This is a genomic window from Streptomyces sp. NPDC008001, assembly GCF_042958085.1.
Taxonomy (GTDB): Bacteria; Actinomycetota; Actinomycetes; order Streptomycetales; family Streptomycetaceae; genus Streptomyces.
This window is the reverse complement of sequence record NZ_JBIBIZ010000002.1, coordinates 599,012-615,303: the sequence shown is the minus strand read 5'-3', so window position 1 is coordinate 615,303 and position 16,292 is coordinate 599,012. Positions and strand designations below refer to the sequence as shown.

The 16,292-nt window shown below is 72.1% G+C and carries 13 protein-coding genes; 8 read left to right on the top strand and 5 right to left on the bottom strand.

Annotated elements, in window-relative coordinates; translation table 11 throughout:
• Positions 1-17: 17 nt before the first annotated feature.
• Genes ACFZCD_RS07795 through ssd form a run of 3 tightly spaced genes read right to left on the bottom strand, consistent with a single transcriptional unit; the run spans position 18 to position 3,210 of the window.
• Positions 18-929, bottom strand: coding sequence for a type II secretion system F family protein (locus ACFZCD_RS07795; protein WP_391829018.1), 912 nt, complete (start codon positions 927-929; stop codon positions 18-20).
• A 14-nt stretch (positions 930-943) separates the two neighbouring features.
• Positions 944-2,101, bottom strand: a complete 1,158-nt coding sequence (locus ACFZCD_RS07790) for a TadA family conjugal transfer-associated ATPase (protein ID WP_391828879.1) — start codon at positions 2,099-2,101, stop codon at positions 944-946.
• Positions 2,098-3,210, bottom strand: coding sequence for a septum site-determining protein Ssd (gene ssd / locus ACFZCD_RS07785; RefSeq protein ID WP_391828878.1), 1,113 nt, complete (start codon positions 3,208-3,210; stop codon positions 2,098-2,100). The genes ACFZCD_RS07790 and ssd overlap by 4 nt, the downstream gene beginning before the upstream one ends.
• A gap of 455 nt (positions 3,211-3,665) precedes the next feature.
• On the opposite strand from ssd, the gene ACFZCD_RS07780 reads away from it, so the two are divergent.
• A complete protein-coding gene (locus ACFZCD_RS07780; protein WP_391828877.1) occupies positions 3,666-4,511 on the top strand; it encodes an HAD family hydrolase in 846 nt (281 codons plus the stop codon).
• A 358-nt stretch (positions 4,512-4,869) separates the two neighbouring features.
• Here the strand turns inward: ACFZCD_RS07780 and ACFZCD_RS07775 are convergent, their stop codons facing one another.
• Positions 4,870-5,691: an oxidoreductase gene (locus ACFZCD_RS07775; protein ID WP_391828876.1), complete on the bottom strand. Its 822-nt coding sequence runs from the start codon at positions 5,689-5,691 to the stop codon at positions 4,870-4,872.
• Between the two features lie 101 nt (positions 5,692-5,792).
• Here ACFZCD_RS07775 and ACFZCD_RS07770 point away from each other — a divergent pair, with 101 nt between their 5' ends.
• The gene (locus ACFZCD_RS07770; RefSeq protein ID WP_391828875.1) at positions 5,793-6,782 is read left to right on the top strand and encodes an ATP-binding protein; all 990 of its coding nucleotides are present in this window, start codon (positions 5,793-5,795) and stop codon (positions 6,780-6,782) included.
• On the opposite strand, the gene ACFZCD_RS07765 is transcribed toward ACFZCD_RS07770, so the two are convergent.
• On the bottom strand, positions 6,763-7,995 hold the full coding sequence (locus ACFZCD_RS07765; RefSeq protein WP_391829017.1) for a hypothetical protein: 1,233 nt from the start codon (positions 7,993-7,995) through the stop codon (positions 6,763-6,765). The genes ACFZCD_RS07770 and ACFZCD_RS07765 overlap by 20 nt on opposite strands.
• Positions 7,996-8,278: 283 nt before the next feature.
• Between ACFZCD_RS07765 and ACFZCD_RS07760 the strand changes: the two genes are divergently transcribed.
• From ACFZCD_RS07760 to ACFZCD_RS07735, 6 genes are all read left to right on the top strand, one after another.
• Positions 8,279-10,579, top strand: a complete 2,301-nt coding sequence (locus tag ACFZCD_RS07760; RefSeq protein ID WP_391828874.1) for a SulP family inorganic anion transporter — start codon at positions 8,279-8,281, stop codon at positions 10,577-10,579.
• 153 nt (positions 10,580-10,732) lie between these two features.
• Positions 10,733-12,700: an acetate--CoA ligase gene (gene acs, locus ACFZCD_RS07755; protein ID WP_391828873.1), complete on the top strand. Its 1,968-nt coding sequence runs from the start codon at positions 10,733-10,735 to the stop codon at positions 12,698-12,700.
• A gap of 205 nt (positions 12,701-12,905) precedes the next feature.
• Positions 12,906-14,303: a Na+/H+ antiporter NhaA gene (gene nhaA, locus ACFZCD_RS07750; RefSeq protein WP_391828872.1), complete on the top strand. Its 1,398-nt coding sequence runs from the start codon at positions 12,906-12,908 to the stop codon at positions 14,301-14,303.
• Positions 14,304-14,369: 66 nt separating this feature from the next.
• Positions 14,370-14,837 (top strand): phage holin family protein, encoded by a 468-nt coding sequence (locus ACFZCD_RS07745; protein WP_391828871.1) that lies wholly within the window; start codon positions 14,370-14,372, stop codon positions 14,835-14,837.
• Complete coding sequence (locus ACFZCD_RS07740; RefSeq protein WP_391828870.1) at positions 14,834-15,844, top strand: alpha/beta fold hydrolase; 1,011 nt, start codon at positions 14,834-14,836, stop codon at positions 15,842-15,844. Before ACFZCD_RS07745 ends, ACFZCD_RS07740 begins: the two co-directional genes overlap by 4 nt.
• Positions 15,845-16,005: 161 nt before the next feature.
• On the top strand, positions 16,006-16,218 hold the full coding sequence (locus ACFZCD_RS07735) for a hypothetical protein (protein WP_391828869.1): 213 nt from the start codon (positions 16,006-16,008) through the stop codon (positions 16,216-16,218).
• Positions 16,219-16,292: the final 74 nt, after the last annotated feature.

The window sequence follows — 16,292 nt, the reverse complement described above, 5'->3', positions numbered from 1 at the left end:
GTGGATAACATTTGGGTTCACAAAAGCTTCCCTTCTTCCGAGGGGGCCGGTCCGGCCGGCGTTTTCGTCTCCCCCGCGGCTGCCCGCACGATCCGCCCGGTCCAGGCGATGCCCGCGCCTTCCAGAAGCCCGCCGAGGAGCAGGCAGCCCAGCCCGGGCGGGGTGTGCAGCAGCACTCGCAGGGGCGCCGCTCCCAGCGCGCTGCCCATGAGGAGGGCGAGCACGGGCAGCAGGGCCAGCATCACGGCGGTGGACCGCGCGCCCGCCAACTGCGCTCGCAGCTCCTCCCGTTGGTCCCGTTCGGCGCTCAGCGCGGCGGCCACCCGTTCAAGGCCCGCCGCAAGGCCGGCTCCCCCGTCCACGGCCACGCGCCAGCAGGCCGCCACACCGTGCAGTCCCTCGGCCCCCGGGCGGCTTGCCACGGCCCGCAAGGCCTCCGGCACGTCACCGCCGAACCTCGCGGCCGCCGCAACGGCCGCCCATTGCGGCCCCAGGCCCCCTGGCGACACACCGGCCAGTGCCTGACCGGGCTGACGCCCGGCCCGCAGATCGCCCGCGACCGCCCCGCACAGCTCGATCACTGCAGCCTCGCGGCACTCCCGTTCGCCCCGCTCGCGCCGGGCAGCCAGCCATTTCCGCACGAGCGGCACGGCCACCAGCGCCGCCAAGAGCGGCAGCACCGAGGCCCCCAGCAGGGCAACCGCAACGCCGGCCGGAAGGCACACCAGCTCCCGCCGGGCCCGCGCCCACTGCCCGAGCCGTACGCCCCACTCGCGCACCCGGGCGGACGGCCACGTGCCGACGGGCACGGCGGACCCGCCACCCGCGAACAGCAGCCGGGCACGGCGCAGCTCCCGGCCGGGGCCGGTCAGCGGCCGGACAATGAGCAGCGCAGCGAGCGCGGCCTCCGTGAACGGCACCGGCGGCATCGCCCCCGCGGCGATCACAGCGCCGCTCCGCCCCGCTCGCACAGCCCGGCCAGCCGGCCCCATCCACGCGCCCGCTCAAAGCCCCCGGCGCCCCGGACGACCGCCGGCACCGTCGTGACGAACCCGGCAGCGTCCCGGTCGAGCACATGCACCTCGGCGACCCGCCGCCGCCCGCCCCGGTCCCGTACGAGGTGGATGACCACCGACAGGCCCGCCGCCAATTGGCTGTGCAGCGCGGCCCGGTCGAGCCCGGCAGCCGATCCCAGCGCCTCCAGCCGGGCCGGCACGTCCGCCGCGGCATTCGCATGAACCGTCCCGCAGCCGCCCTCATGACCGGTGTTGAGAGCGGCCAGCAGGTCCGTGACCTCCGGCCCGCGGACCTCGCCCACCACCAGCCGGTCGGGGCGCATGCGCAGGGCCTGCCGGACCAGGTCCCGCAGGGTGACCAGGCCCATGCCCTCCTGATTCGCCGGGCGGGTCTCCAGCCGGACCACGTGCGGGTGATCGGGGCGCAGTTCGGCGGAGTCCTCGGCGAGGACGATCCGCTCGTCCGCCGCCACCAGCCCCAGCAAGGTGGTCAGCAAGGTGGTCTTGCCGCTGCCCGTCCCGCCGCTGATGACGAAGGACAGCCTCGCTTCGAGCACCGCCCGAAGCAGCCGGTCCCCGCCCGGCGGCACCGTCCCGGCGGCCACGAGGTCGTCCAGGGTGAAGGCGCGGGGGCGCACGACGCGCAGCGAGAGACAAGTGGACCCGACGGCGATCGGGGGCAGCACCGCATGCAGCCGGGTACCGTCGGGCAGCCGGGCGTCGACCCAGGGGCGGGCGTCGTCCAGCCGGCGCCCGGCGATGGCGGCGAGCCGCTGGGCGAGCCTGCGCACGGCCGCCGCATCCGGGAAGGCGACGTCTGTGCGCTCCAGGCCCGCACCCCGGTCGACCCAGACCTGATCGGGAGCGGTGACGAGGACGTCGGTGACGTCGGGCTCGGCCAGCAGGCGTTCCAGCGGGCCGGCGCCGATCAGCTCGGAGCGCAGCCGGGCCGCGACTCCGAGGATCTCGGCGTCCCCCAGGAGCCGGCCTTCTTGGCGCAGTGCCTCCGCGACCCTGGCGGGGGTGGGGTCGGCGCCGCTCTCGGCCAGCCTCAGCCGTACGGCCTCCAGCAGGGCGGTGCTCATGACGGCACCCCTTGAGCGGCCTCGAAGCAGGCCCAGAAGTCGGTGCAGAACCGGGCCAGCGGGCCGCGCTCACCGCCCGGCGGCCTGCCCGCTGCGAGGGCGGGCCGCAGCCGGGCTTCCGGAGGAAGCTCCCCGGCGAGGGGCAGGCCGAGGAGACGGGAGACCTGCTCGCCGTCGAGGCCGGGGGAGCGCGGAGCGCGAACGACGACTCGTAGGTCACCGAGGACGGCTGCGACGGTGGCGGCGACACGGTGCGCCGCGGCCACGGCCCGCAGCTCCGCCGGCACCACCAGCAGGGCCGCGTCGAGCTGGCCGAGGGCTTCGAGGGCCGCTTCGTCGAGCCGGCGCGGCAGATCGACGACCACCGCGCCTCCCCGGCGGCGCGCGGCCGCCAGGACGGCCTTCATTGCTTCGGGCGGCACGGCCGTGCAGGGCCCGCGGTCCCAGCTGAGCAGGCGCATCGAGTGGAGCTCGGGAAGGGCTTCCTCCAGCGCCTGGCACGCCACACGGCCGCGGGAATCCGCGAAGGCCGGCCAGCGCAGCCCTTCGGCCCTTTCTCCGCCGAGCAGGACGTCGAGACCGCCGCCCAGCGGGTCGCCGTCGATGAGCATGGTGCGCCGCCCTGCAGCGGCCGCACTGACGGCGAGGGCGCAGGCCAGCGTGCTCGCGCCCGCGCCGCCGCACCCGCCGATCGCCCCGACGGTGAGGGCGGGCCGCCCGGCGCCCTCGACGGCATCGGCGATCCGCTCGACGAGCCGGCCCTCCCAGCCGGGCAGCAGCACCACATCACGGGCGCCGATCTCCATGGCCAGCCGCCACACGCCGGCATCGCCTCGGTCCCGGCCGACGAGCAGCACCGCATCCCCGTGGGCTGCGAGGCGCGAGCCGCGCAGCCGGGGCGCGCAGTCCTCCCCGACCAGGATCAGCGGTGGATCCAGCCCCGCGCCCCGGCGTGCGGGGGCGCTGTGCGCCACTTCGGGCACGGCGCCGGCCGCCGCGCACAGGCGCAGCAGGTCGTCGAGCAGCCCCTCGTCCTCGGCGATGATCAGTGGTCCGCGCTGCCTCCCGGCGGCAGCGGGCGGCCATTCGGATGCGCTGGATCCGGACACGGCGTCCTCCCCGTCTCAACTGCGCTCTCTCGCCTCCGCGGACATCGCGGAAGAGCGCGGGGAATCACCGTGCAGCGAACTGAAAAATAATGTGGATCTTGGTCGAAAACTGTGGACAACCCAGCCGCTGTGAATATCCCGGTCACCTATACCGGTGACTTCCGGAGAGCAGCATGCCGATTACGCTGCGTAGCGTGTATGAAGGGAGGGAGGCAGCCGCCGGACGGGCGGCGCGGGAGGGAGGAAAGCCGGATGGGGAGCCCCGAAAAGCATCCGGACATGCGACGACCCCCGCCGGGGGGGAGAGCGGGGGTCGTCCCCACGGCCGACTCGGGGGGGGGAGGAGTCGGACCGGGTTAGACACGGTCGCGAACGATCCGTGACTTCCATGGTGTACCCGAGAGCCTTCTCAGGCAAACCCACACGCCTCAGCTTACGCCGAATGGAGGGCGCCTATGCTCGGCCCCGTGGAAAACCACTCGTTGCCCCGGACAGCCGCGTTCTTTGATCTGGACAAGACGGTCATTGCGAAGTCGAGCACGCTCACCTTCAGCAAGTCGTTCTACCAAGGTGGCTTGATCAACCGGCGAGCAGTGCTGCGCACCGCCTACGCGCAGTTCGTCTTCCTCGCCGGAGGAGCCGATCACGATCAGATGGAGCGGATGCGTGAGTATCTCTCGGCGCTCTGCAGGGGCTGGAATGTCCAGCAGGTCCGCGAGATCGTCGCCGAGACACTGCACGAACTCATCGACCCGATCATTTACGACGAAGCCGCCTCCCTCATCGAAGCACACCACACCGCCGGGCGCGACGTGGTGATTGTCAGCACCTCGGGCGCCGAGGTCGTCGAGCCCATCGGCGAACTCCTGGGCGCGGACCGTGTAGTCGCCACCCGCATGGTCGTCGAGGACGGCGCCTTCACCGGCGAAATCGAGTACTACGCCTACGGCCCCACCAAGGCCGAAGCCATCAAGGAGCTCGCCGAGTCGGAGGGATACGACCTCTCGCGCTGCTACGCGTACAGCGACTCCGTCACCGACATCCCCATGCTCGAAACCGTCGGCCACCCGCACGCGGTCAACCCCGACCGGGCGCTGCGCAAGGAAGCAGCCGCCCGCGACTGGCCGGTTCTCACCTTCAACCGTCCCGTCCGGCTCAAGCAGCGAGTGCCCGGTCTGTCGATGCCTTCGCGCCCCGCTCTCGTCGCGGCAGCCGCCGTCGGTGCCGCCGCAGCCACGGCGGGACTGGTCTGGCTGGCCGGACGACGCCGGGAGCCCGGAGTCCGCATCGCCCCGATTTAGCAGTAAATACAAAGAATTACGGCCCGGCCTTCCGCTTCAGCGGCGACAGGAGTAGAAAGGACTTAACGGCCCGCGAGACCAGGGACATCCGAGAGGACGCCCTTCACGCACCACGGCCCCACGGACCGAAGCATGAACGCCGGGCACCCACGCGACGCCGACCCGTCGATTACGGGCCAGCCGCACCAGGTGACGGGCAAAGTCCCCGGCCTGATGGGCGAACATCGTGCACGCATGGTAACCCGGCGAACATGCCAGCGGCGGTACCGGAATTGACCGGTGCCGCCGCAACCCTGTCCGGGACTTTCCTCACTTCAGGCAGGCCCGGCGCAGGAAGTTCCGCGCGCCGGGCGCCCCGTCAGGCGGCTCCGCGCTGGAGCGCCTCGCACACCGCCGTGCTCTCGCGCACGCCCAGCTCGACCGCCCGGCCGCAGTGCGCGATCCAGGCTCCGACGCCCTCCGGCGTCCCCGACGCATAGCCGTCGAGCGCCGCCAGATAGGCCTCCTCGCCCAGCTCGGCGTGGCCGACCTCGGCCGGGCAGACCGCCTTGGGATCGAGCCCGCTGCCCACCAGGACGATGCGTTCGGCGGCCCGCGCGACCAGGCCGTTGAACGACCCGAAGGGGCGCAGCGCGAGCAGTTCGCCGTGCACCACGGCCGCCGTCACCAGCGCGGGCGCCTCCGTGCCCGCGAGGAGCAGCCCCGCCAGGCCCTCCAGCCGGCCCGCCACCTCCGACGCGCCGGGCACCGCCAGCCGGACCAGCGGCTCGTCGACCGGCTCGCCCGCCAGCCGGGGCCGGCCGACCGTCTCGTCCGGCCGAGTCCCGCCCGCGGCCACCAGGTGCAGCCTGGCCAGCACCCGCAGCGGCGACTGCCGCCACACGCTCAGCAGCTGCCCCGCCTCCGCGGTCAGCCGGAGGGCCGCACCCACGGTCCGCGCCTCCGTCTCGACACCGAAGTCGGTGCGGCGGCGCACCTCTTCGAGCGCCCAGTCGGCGCCCGACAGCGCGGCCGAGCCGCGCGCGCCGCGCAGCGCGGCCTCGGAGGTGATCTCGTTGCTGCGGCGGCGCATCACCCGGTGCCCGTAGACGCGGTCCACCGCCTTGCGCACGGAGTCCACGGAGTCGGCCACGCCGGGCAGCGAGGCAAGAGCGGCGAGCGGATCGGCAGTCGTACTCATGCGTAAGACAGTACGCACTTCGGGTCTACACCCCTCGAACGAGTGGTCTTCTTCACTCAGCGCTCTCACTCCGTGCACCCTCCCACCTACGCTTGGTGAACATGAAGATCGCTTTCGTAGGGAAGGGCGGCAGCGGGAAGACCACGCTGTCCTCGCTGTTCATCCGCCACCTCGCCGCGGACCGCGCCCCCGTCGTGGCGGTGGACGCCGATATCAACCAGCACCTCGGCGCGGCGCTCGGGCTGGACGAGGAGGAGACCTCCGCACTGCCCGCGATGGGCGCTCACCTGCCCCTGATCAAGAACTATCTGCGCGGCAGCAACCCCCGCATCACCTCCGCCGAGACAATGATCAAGACGACGCCCCCGGGCGAGGGCTCGCGCCTGCTGCGGATCGGCGAGGACAACCCGGTCTACGCCGCGTGCGCCCGCCCCGTCGAGCTCGACGGCGGCCCCGTACGGCTGATGGTGACCGGCCCGTTCACCGAGTCCGACCTCGGCGTCGCCTGCTACCACTCCAAGGTCGGGGCGGTCGAGCTGTGCCTCAACCACCTGGTGGACGGCCCCGGCGAGTACGTCGTCGTCGACATGACCGCCGGCAGCGATTCCTTCGCGTCGGGGATGTTCACCCGGTTCGACATGACGTTCCTGGTCGCCGAACCCACCCGCAAGGGCGTGTCCGTCTACCGCCAGTACAAGGAGTACGCACGCGACTTCGGCGTCTGCCTCAAGGTCGTGGGCAACAAGGTGCAGGGCCAGGACGACATCGACTTCCTGCGCGACGAGGTCGGCGAGGACCTCCTGGTGACCTTCGGCCACTCCGAGTGGGTGCGCGCGATGGAGAAGGGCCGGCCGCCTCGCTTCGGCCTGCTCGAGGAGCACAACCACCGGGCGCTGCGCACCCTGCGCGAGACGGCCGACGGCTCGTACGAGCTGCGGGACTGGCAGCGCTACACCCGCCAGATGGTCCACTTCCACCTGAAGAACGCGGAGAGCTGGGGCAACGCCAAGACGGGCGCCGACCTGGCGGCCCAGGTCGACCCGTCCTTCGTCCTGGACGAGCGCTGGGCGTCTACTCCGCAGCCCGCCTGACGCGCCGGGCGGCGGGGAAGCGTTCCCAGCCGCCCTCGGGGGCCTGGCCGACGTCGAGCCCGCGCAGCGCCGCAAGGAGCCTGCTGTCCTGCGCGTCGAGCCAGTCGGCCAGCTGCTTGAAGGACACGCAGCGCACTTCCTCCTTCGTGCAGACGGTCTTGATGGTGTCCTCGACCGCCCGCATGTACGTGCCGCCGTTCCAGGACTCGAAGTGGTCGCCGATGAAGAACGGCGCCCGGTTGCCGCGGTAGGCGCGGCGGAAGCCGGCGAGGAGGCCGTCGCGCATCTGGCGGCCCCAGGCGCGGTGGAGGGCACGGTCGCCCCGGGTCGTCCCGGACTGGTTGGCGAGGAAGTTGTAGTCCATCGACAGGGTCTCGAAGTCCCGCCCGGGGACGGGCACGTCCTGCAGCGGGAAGTCCCAGAGGCCGTTGAGCTTGCGGGGCCAGACCTGGCGGCCGCCGACGGAGCTCGCGTCGTAGCGGAAGCCCATGTCCTTGGCGGCCCGGACGAGGTTGCGCTGGCCTTCGAGGCAGGGGGCGCGGCCGCCGACGAGCTCCTTGCCGTAGTCGAACGGGAGCGGGTCCTCTTCCTTCAGGCCGGCGTTGGTCTTCCACTTCCCGACCAGCGAGCGCGCCTGCCGGATCTCGCTCTTCCACTCCTTGGGCGACCAGGTCCCGACCCCCTGGCCGGGGCCGCAGAAGTGGCCGTTGAAGTGCGTGCCGATCTCGTTCCCGTCCAGCCAGGCGCCGCGGAGCTGCTCCACCGTGTCCCTGACGCCCTTCACGGTGTTGAAGCCGATGTCCGAGGCGCCGCGCCGGTGCCTGGGCGGTGCGTACACGCGCCGTTTGCCGGCGGGCAGCATGTACACGCCGCTGAGGAAGTACGTCATGGTGGCGTGGTACTTCCTGCCGACCTCGCGGAAGCGCGAGAACAGGTGCTGTCCGTCCTCGCCCGCACCGTCCCACGAGAAGACGACGAACTGCGGCGGCCTGTGCCCGGGCTGCAGCCGGTCGGCCGCCGGCTGTCCGGGCTGGGGGCCCGTGTCGGCGGTGGAACCGTCGCCGATGAGGCGGACCGGACGGCGGCCGGCCTCGGGGTCGGCGGAGCCGCGCAGCGTGCCGGGCGCGGCATCGCCCGAGCAGCCCGCCGAACCCGTCGCCAGGGCAAGGGCCGTGAGGCCGCCCAGCGCCACTTTCCACCCAGCGGCCATCAGCCACCTCTGCCTTCGCTGACTGCCCGATCCGGCACCTCAACCTCGCACGGCCGGACCTCATTTATCGGAATGACAAGCGGATAAAATGACGAATTCACTCAATAGGCGGAACCGCGCCTTTATTCGAGCCGCCGCCCTTCCCCGGCTCTTTACTCTCCATTACGATCCGTTTACCGAGAGTTGAGTTAACCCCCGCCACCGCAGCCGCTTCCGCCGCTGCGCGCCGTGACCACGGCCGCCTCTCCTGCGCGTCCGCGCCGCCCCGACGAAGACGGGAACGCCCATGCAGCCTCAGCCACCATCGCCGCACCACCCCCAACCGGCCCCCGGCGGCAGGCCCGCCGCCGACCGGTCGAGCTGGCACCGGGATCTTTCCGCTTCCTTCGTCATCTTCCTGATCGCCGTGCCGCTCTCCCTCGGCATTGCGCTGGCCACCGGGGCGCCGCTCCAGGCCGGGCTGGTGGCGGCAGCGGCCGGCGGCATCGTGGCGGGGCTGCTCGGCGGCGCGCCGCTCCAGGTGAGCGGCGCCGCCACGGGCCTGGTCGTGGTGACCGCCGAGCTCGTGCAGCGGTACGGCTGGCGGGCCACCTGCGCGATCACCGCGCTCGCCGGGCTGACCCAAATGGCCCTCGGGGCGGCCCGGGTGGCCCGCAGTGCGCTGGCCGTCAGCCCGGCGATCGTGCACGGTGTGCTCGCCGGCATCGGTGTCACGATCGCCCTCGGTCAGCTCCACGTCGTCCTGGGCGGCACCCCTAACAGCTCCGCTCTGGAGAATCTGGCCGACCTTCCTTCGGAGCTGGGTCACCCGCATCCCCCGGCCCTGCTGGTCGGGGCCGTCACGGCGGCGGTGCTGGTGGGCTGGCCCCGGCTGCCCGGCCGGGCGGGGCAGTGGCTGCGTACGGTCCCCGCCCCGCTGGCCGCCGTCGCCATCGCCACCGGCGTCAGCACCAACATGCCCGTGCCCCGCGTCTCCCTTCCCCAGTGGCAGTTGCAGGCGCTGCCCGCCCTGCCGGACGGGCCGGTGCTGGGCGTCTTCGCTGCGGTGCTGACGGTCACGCTCGTGGCGAGCATGGAGTCGCTGCTGGCGGCCGTCGCCGTCGACAGGCTGCGCGCGGAGCGGGCGGGCCTGCAGCAGGAGCCGGCCGGGCTCGACCGCGAGCTGGCCGGCCAAGGAGCGGCCAATGTGGTGTCCGGGCTCCTCGGCGGCCTGCCGGTCGCCGGCGGCGCGATCCGCGGGTCGGCGAACGTGGAGGCGGGCGCCGCCTCCCGTAAGTCCACCGTCCTGCACGGCCTGTGGGTGCTGCTCTGCGCCGGCCTTCTCGCGACGGCCCTGGAGCTGATCCCGCTGGCGGCCCTCGCCGCGCTGGTGATGGTGGTCGGAGTGAAAATGGTGAGCTTCGCGCACATCAAGCACGTCCAGCGACACCGCGAGTTCCCGATGTACGCGTCCACGCTCGGGGCAGTGGTGCTGTTCGGCGTCCTGCAGGGCGTCGCCGTCGGCATCGTGGTCACAGCGTTCCTCTCCCTGCGCCGCCTCGCCCACACGCGCATCACCGTGGACGAGGAGGACGGCGGCCACCTGGTGCGCGTCAGCGGCCAGTTGACGTTCCTGGCGGTCCCCAAGCTGAGCCGGGCGCTCGCCCAGGTGCCGCCGGGGGCGGGTGTCGTCGTGGAGCTGGGCGGCTCCTTCATGGACCACACCGCGTACGACACCCTGCAGTCGTGGACGAACGCCCATCGCGCGCGAGGCGGATGGGTCACGCTCAGGGGGCGCGGCGGGCGGCCCATCGCCCAGCCGGCCGGCACGCACGCGTGCCGCCCCTGGACGCCCTGGCGCAACCACCACTGCACCCGGCCCACTGCACCGGCCGGCACCGTCGCGCCGGCCGGCGGCCGGCAGCTCCTCGGCGGCGTCAGCGCCTTCCAGCGCAATACGGCCCCGCTCGTACGGGACGAGCTGGCGCGGCTCGCCCGCGAGGGCCAGTGCCCGACCCAGCTCTTCCTCACCTGCGCGGACTCCCGGCTCGTCACCAGCATGATCACGTCCAGCGGCCCGGGCGACCTCTTCACGGTGCGCAATGTCGGCAATCTCATCCCGCCGCCCGCCACGGACGGCTCGTGCGACTCCGTCGGCGCGGCCGTGGAGTACGCGGTGGAGGTGCTGAAGGTCAGCAGCATCACCGTCTGCGGGCACTCGGGATGCGGGGCGATGCAGGCGCTGCTCGACTCCGAAGGCACGGACCCCGGCCCGGCGGAGACCACGCTCACGCGATGGCTGCGGCACGGCCGCCCGAGCCTGGCCCGCACGCGGCGGATCGGCAGGCTCGGCCGCGGCGAGGTGGCGGTGGCCGACCGGCCCGTGGCGGACGCCCTGGAGCGCCTGGCGCTGGTCAATGTGGTGCAGCAGCTCGACCACCTGATGGCCCACAGCTGCGTCGCCCGCCGCGTGGCCGAAGGAACGCTCCAGCTGCACGGCATGTACTTCCACGTGGGCGAGGCCCAGGCCTATGTGCTGGACCCGCCCTCGCGCACCTTCACGGCCGTACGGCCCGAGGTTCCCGAGGCCGTCCGTATCCCCTCGTGATCGCGCTCCGGACCCCACTACAGGTCTAAACCATTTTTATCAACAGCCCTTGTCAGGGTGTGCCCCGGGCTGGTGAGCTATGCCCCGGGACACTACGGGCACCCACGGGCACAGCACGATCACCCAACGGGCACCCTGAGAAAGGGAGATGTCGTGAGCAACGAGAGCCTGGCCAACCTCCTGAAGGAGGAACGCCGCTTCACACCGCCTGCCGCCCTGGCCGCGAGCGCCAATGTCACCGCGGAGGCGTACGAGCAGGCGAGGGCTGACCGGCTGGGCTTCTGGGCGGCGCAGGCCCGCCGGCTGAGCTGGGAGACGGAGCCGACCGAGACCCTCGACTGGTCGAACCCGCCGTTCGCCAAGTGGTTCGCCGACGGCAAGCTCAACGTCGCGTACAACTGCGTCGACCGCCATGTGGAGAACGGCCTGGGCGACCGCGTCGCCCTGCACTTCGAGGGCGAGCCCGGCGACACCCGCACCATCACCTATGCCGACCTCCAGCGCGAGGTCTCCAAGGCGGCCCACGCCCTCACCGAGCTGGGCGTGCGGGCCGGCGACCGCGTCGCCATCTACCTGCCGATGATCCCCGAGGCCGTCGTCTCGATGCTCGCCTGCGCCCGGATCGGCGCACCGCACTCGCTGGTCTTCGGCGGCTTCTCCGCCGACGCCCTCGCCACGCGCATCAACGACGCCGACGCCCGCGTCGTCATCACCGCCGACGGCGGCTACCGCCGGGGCAAGCCCTCCGCCCTGAAGCCCGCCGTGGACGAGGCCCTCACCCGCCCCGGCACGGAGAACGTCCGCAGCGTCCTCGTCGTCCGCCGCACGGGCCAGGACGGCATCGGCTGGACCGAAGGCCGCGACGTGTGGTGGCACGACCTCGTCGACCGCCAGCCCGAGCAGCACACGCCGCAGGCGTTCGACGCCGAGCACCCGCTCTTCATCCTCTACACCTCGGGCACCACGGGTAAGCCGAAGGGCATCCTGCACACCACCGGCGGCTATCTGACCCAGACGTCGTACACCCACCACGCCGTCTTCGACCTCAAGCCGGAGTCGGACGTCTTCTGGTGCACCGCCGACGTCGGCTGGGTGACCGGCCACTCGTACATCGTCTACGGCCCGCTCAGCAACGGCGCCACCGAAGTGCTCTACGAGGGCACGCCCGACAGCCCCCACCAGGGCCGCTGGTGGGAGATCGTGCAGAAGTACGGCGTCACGATCCTCTACACCGCGCCGACCGCGATCCGCGCCGCCATGAAGTGGGGCGACGACATCCCGGCCAAGTTCGACCTGAGCAGCCTGCGCGTGCTCGGCTCGGTCGGCGAGCCCATCAACCCCGAGGCCTGGGTCTGGTACCGCAAGCACATCGGCGGCGACCGCACCCCGGTGGTCGACACCTGGTGGCAGACGGAGACGGGCAGCATCATGATCAGCCCGCTGCCCGGGGTCACCGAGACCAAGCCGGGCTCGGCGCAGGTCCCGCTCCCCGGCATCGCGGCCACGGTCGTGGACGACGAGGCCCGGGAGGTGCCGGACGGCTCGGGCGGCTATCTCGTCCTCACCGAGCCGTGGCCGTCGATGCTCCGCACCATCTGGGGCGACGACCAGCGCTACCTCGACACCTACTGGTCCCGCTTCGAGGGCAAGTACTTCGCGGGCGACGGCGCCAAGAAGGACGACGACGGCGACATCTGGCTGCTCGGCCGCGTGGACGACGTCATGCTCGTCTCCGGCCACAACATCTCCACCACCGAGGTCGAGTCCGCGCTGGTCTCGCACCCGAAGGTCGCCGAGGCGGCGGTCGTCGGCGCGGCGGACCCGCAGACCACCCAGGCCATCTGCGCCTTCGTCATCCTCCGCGGCGGCGCCGACGCCACGGAGGAGGGCCTGGTCGAGGAGCTGCGGGCGCACGTCGCCAAGCAGCTCGGCCCGATCGCCAAGCCCAAGCGGATCCTGCCGGTCGCCGAGCTGCCCAAGACCCGCTCGGGCAAGATCATGCGCCGCCTCCTGCGCGACGTGGCCGAGAACCGCACCCTGGGTGACGTGACCACCCTGACCGACTCCTCGGTCATGGACCTCATCCAGTCCCAGCTCCCCTCGGCTGCCTCCGAGGACTGAGCAGGGAAGGACCGAACACCCGGTCATAAGGACCGAACACCTGGTCATAAGGAAGGGCGCCCGGCAAGCAGCCGGGCGCCCTTTCACCCTTTCCGGTTAAGGTAAGTGGTGGTCGCGTAAAAATCGCGACAAGAATCAGAGGCGCGCCGGGAAGTCTGGTCGGCACACAGCACACGTGTATCCGACGCCCAGGAGGTCCCCCGCCGTGGCCGCGCCCAAGAACCGCCGTTCCGTATTCCTCGGCCGGTTGCCGCTGCCCGAGCGGAACTTCCTCGCCGACGCCCTGCGTACCGAGACCGTCGGCGGTGTGCTCCTGCTCGTCGCCGCCGTGGCCGCGCTGATCTGGGCGAACACCCCGCTGCGCGACGGCTACGAGGCCGTGCGCGACTTCCACTTCGGTCCGGGCTCCCTGGGGCTGAACCTCTCCGTGCAGCACTGGGCGGCCGACGGCCTGCTCGCCGTCTTCTTCTTCGTCGCGGGCATCGAGCTCAAGCGCGAGCTGGTGGCCGGCGAGCTGCGCGACCCGAAGGCGGCGCTGCTTCCCGTCATCGCCGCGATCTGCGGCATGGCCGTGCCCGCGCTCGTCTACTTGACCGTCGCGACCAGCGGCAACGGCTCGCCGGCCGGCTGGGCGGTCCCCACCGCCACCGACATCGCCTTCGCCCTGGCCGTCCTGGCCGTCATCGGCACGGCGCTGCCCTCGGCACTGCGCGCGTTCCTGCTCACCCTGGCCGTGGTCGACGACCTGTTCGCGATCCTGATCATCGCGGTCTTCTTCACGCAGACACTGAACTTCGCCGCCCTGGGCTTCGCCGTGCTGGGCCTGGCCGTCTTCTGGCTCCTGCTGCGCAAGGGGGTCCGCGGCTGGTACGTCTACGTGCCGCTGGCCGTCGTCAACTGGGCGCTGATGTACAACAGCGGCGTCCACGCCACCATCGCGGGCGTGGCCATGGGCCTGATGCTGCGCTGCCACCGTCACGAGGGCGAGCGGCACTCCCCGGGGGAGCACATCGAGCACCTCGTGCGCCCCCTCTCGGCAGGCCTGGCGGTGCCGCTCTTCGCCCTGTTCTCGGCGGGGGTGGTGGTCTCCGGCGGTGCGCTGTCGGACGTCTTCACCAAGCCCGAGACGCTGGGCGTCGTTCTCGGTCTGGTGGCCGGCAAGACGATCGGCGTCTTCGGCGGGACGTGGGTCGCCGCGAGGTTCACCCGGGCCGAGCTCAATCCGGACCTGAAGTGGCCCGACGTGCTCGCCGTCGCCTCGCTCGCGGGCATCGGCTTCACGGTGTCCCTGCTCATCGGCGAGCTGGCCTTCGGCACGGACCTGCTGCTCGCCGACGAGATCAAGGCGGCCGTGCTCGTCGGCTCGCTGATCGCCGCGGTCGTCGCGAGCGTGCTCCTCAAGCTGCGCGACAACAAGTACAAGAAACTGTGCGCGGACGAGGACCGCGACGAGGACCAGGACGGCATCCCCGACATCTACGAACAGGGCAACCCGGACTACCACCTGCGGATGGCGGCAATCCTGGAGGCGAAGGCCGCCGAGCACCGCAGGCTGGCCGAAGTCGCCTCCGGGCCCACCACCCGGGACGATGGTCCGGCATGATCTGAGAGTCTTTACATCCGCTGAAAGCCCGCGGATGACGTGGCGACGAAGATGAGGGAGCAGCCGATGAGCGCAGCCGACGACGGTGCGAACGGTGCGAACCGCACTCTCGGCCAGCTGGTGGCTACGGCCACCACCGAGCTGTCCGCGCTGGTGCACGACGAGATCGCACTGGCCAAGGCCGAGCTGCGGCAGGACGTCAAGCGGGTGGGCATCGGCGGCGGTGCGATCGGTGCGGCCGGGACGCTCGCGCTGTTCTCGCTGCCCGTGCTGAGCTTCGCGGCCGCGTACGGCATCCACAACCTCGGTCTCGGGCTCGCCTGGTCGTTCCTGATCGTCGGCGGCGCGTACCTGCTGATCGCGGGGCTGCTGGGGCTGCTGGCGGTGACCAAGTTCAAGAAGGTCAGCAAGCCCGAGAAGAGCATCGCCTCGGCGAAGCAGACGGCCGCCGTGCTGGGCACCGTCAAGCCGCATCCGCGCCCTCTGACGGACACGAGCCCCGCCGACGCATCTGTGACACGCTCGACCGTATGACGGTGCCCGAGACCTCCGCAGTGACCGAGTCGCCCGACCCCGATCTTCCGGCCGCCGCCGTGCCGGAGCCCGCCCCGGCGGGCACCCCGGGTGGCTCCGCCGCTTCGGTCGTCCGGCCCGAGGGGCCCTGGGCCCACCGGGACGTCGCGGCGAACGGCGCGCGGTTCCACATGGCCGAGATGGGCGACGGGCCGCTGGTGCTGCTCCTGCACGGCTTCCCGCAGTTCTGGTGGACGTGGCGGTACCAGCTGCCGGCGCTCGCGGAGGCGGGCTTCCGGGCGGTGGCCATGGATCTGCGCGGGGTGGGCGGCAGCGACCGTACGCCGCGGGGCTACGACCCGGCCAACCTGGCCCTCGACATCACCGGCGTGATCCGTTCCCTGGGCGAGCCGGACGCCGCCCTGGTCGGCCACGACCTCGGTGGCTACCTGGCGTGGACGGCGGCCGTGATGCGGCCCAAGCTCGTGCGCAGGCTCGCGGTCTCCTCCATGCCGCACCCGCGCCGCTGGCGCTCGGCGATGCTCGCCGACCCCAAGCAGAGCTCCGCCGGCAGCCACATCTGGGGCTTCCAGCGGCCGTGGATCCCGGAGCGCCGGCTGGTCGCCGACGACGCGGCCCTGGTGGGACGCCTGGTGCGCGACTGGTCGGGGCCGCGGCAGCCGGACGACGAGGCCGTGGACACCTACCGGCGGGCGATGTCGATCCCGTCGACGGCGCACTGCTCGATCGAGCCGTACCGCTGGATGGTGCGGTCGATGGCCCGGCCGGACGGCCTCCAGTTCAACCGGCGCATGAAGCGGCCCGTCCGGGTGCCCACGCTGCACCTGCACGGTTCCCTCGATCCGGTGATGCGCACGCGCAGCGCGGCGGGTTCCGGGAAGTACGTGGAGGCGCCGTACCGCTGGCGGCTCTTCGACGGGCTCGGCCACTTCCCGCACGAAGAGGATCCCGTGGCCTTCTCGACCGAGCTGATCAACTGGCTCAAGGATCCGGAACCGGACCGGTAGCACTGGCCGAAAGGCCTCGGGCCGACGGGACACGGGGCGTGCCACGCTCCGTAAACCGAAGGGGAACGTCCGTTCTTCGAACGGCCAATTGCCCGGCGCATAGGCCAACCGAGCGACCCCCGGGCGATTACCGACCTTTCCGCCCGGGCACAGAGCACGGTATGGGCTGGACGCACGACTACCGTGACGTGACTCAGGAGCGGGGCGCCGAGGGCGACGCCGCGCTGATCGTGAGCGAGATGCCGGAGAGGGCCGGGAGGGTCGAGCACCGGCCATCCGCCGGGCACGATCCGCGCATCGGCATTCCGCGCATCATCCGGCGGCGTGCCCGATGGGTGTCCGCGCGGCTGCGCCATCACCCGCGCGGCCGCTGATCCGCACAGGGCCGGCCTCGTCAGTCGCCAACCCCTGCAGTCGCCGACCCGGTAGCGCCGGGAAGCCCGGGAAA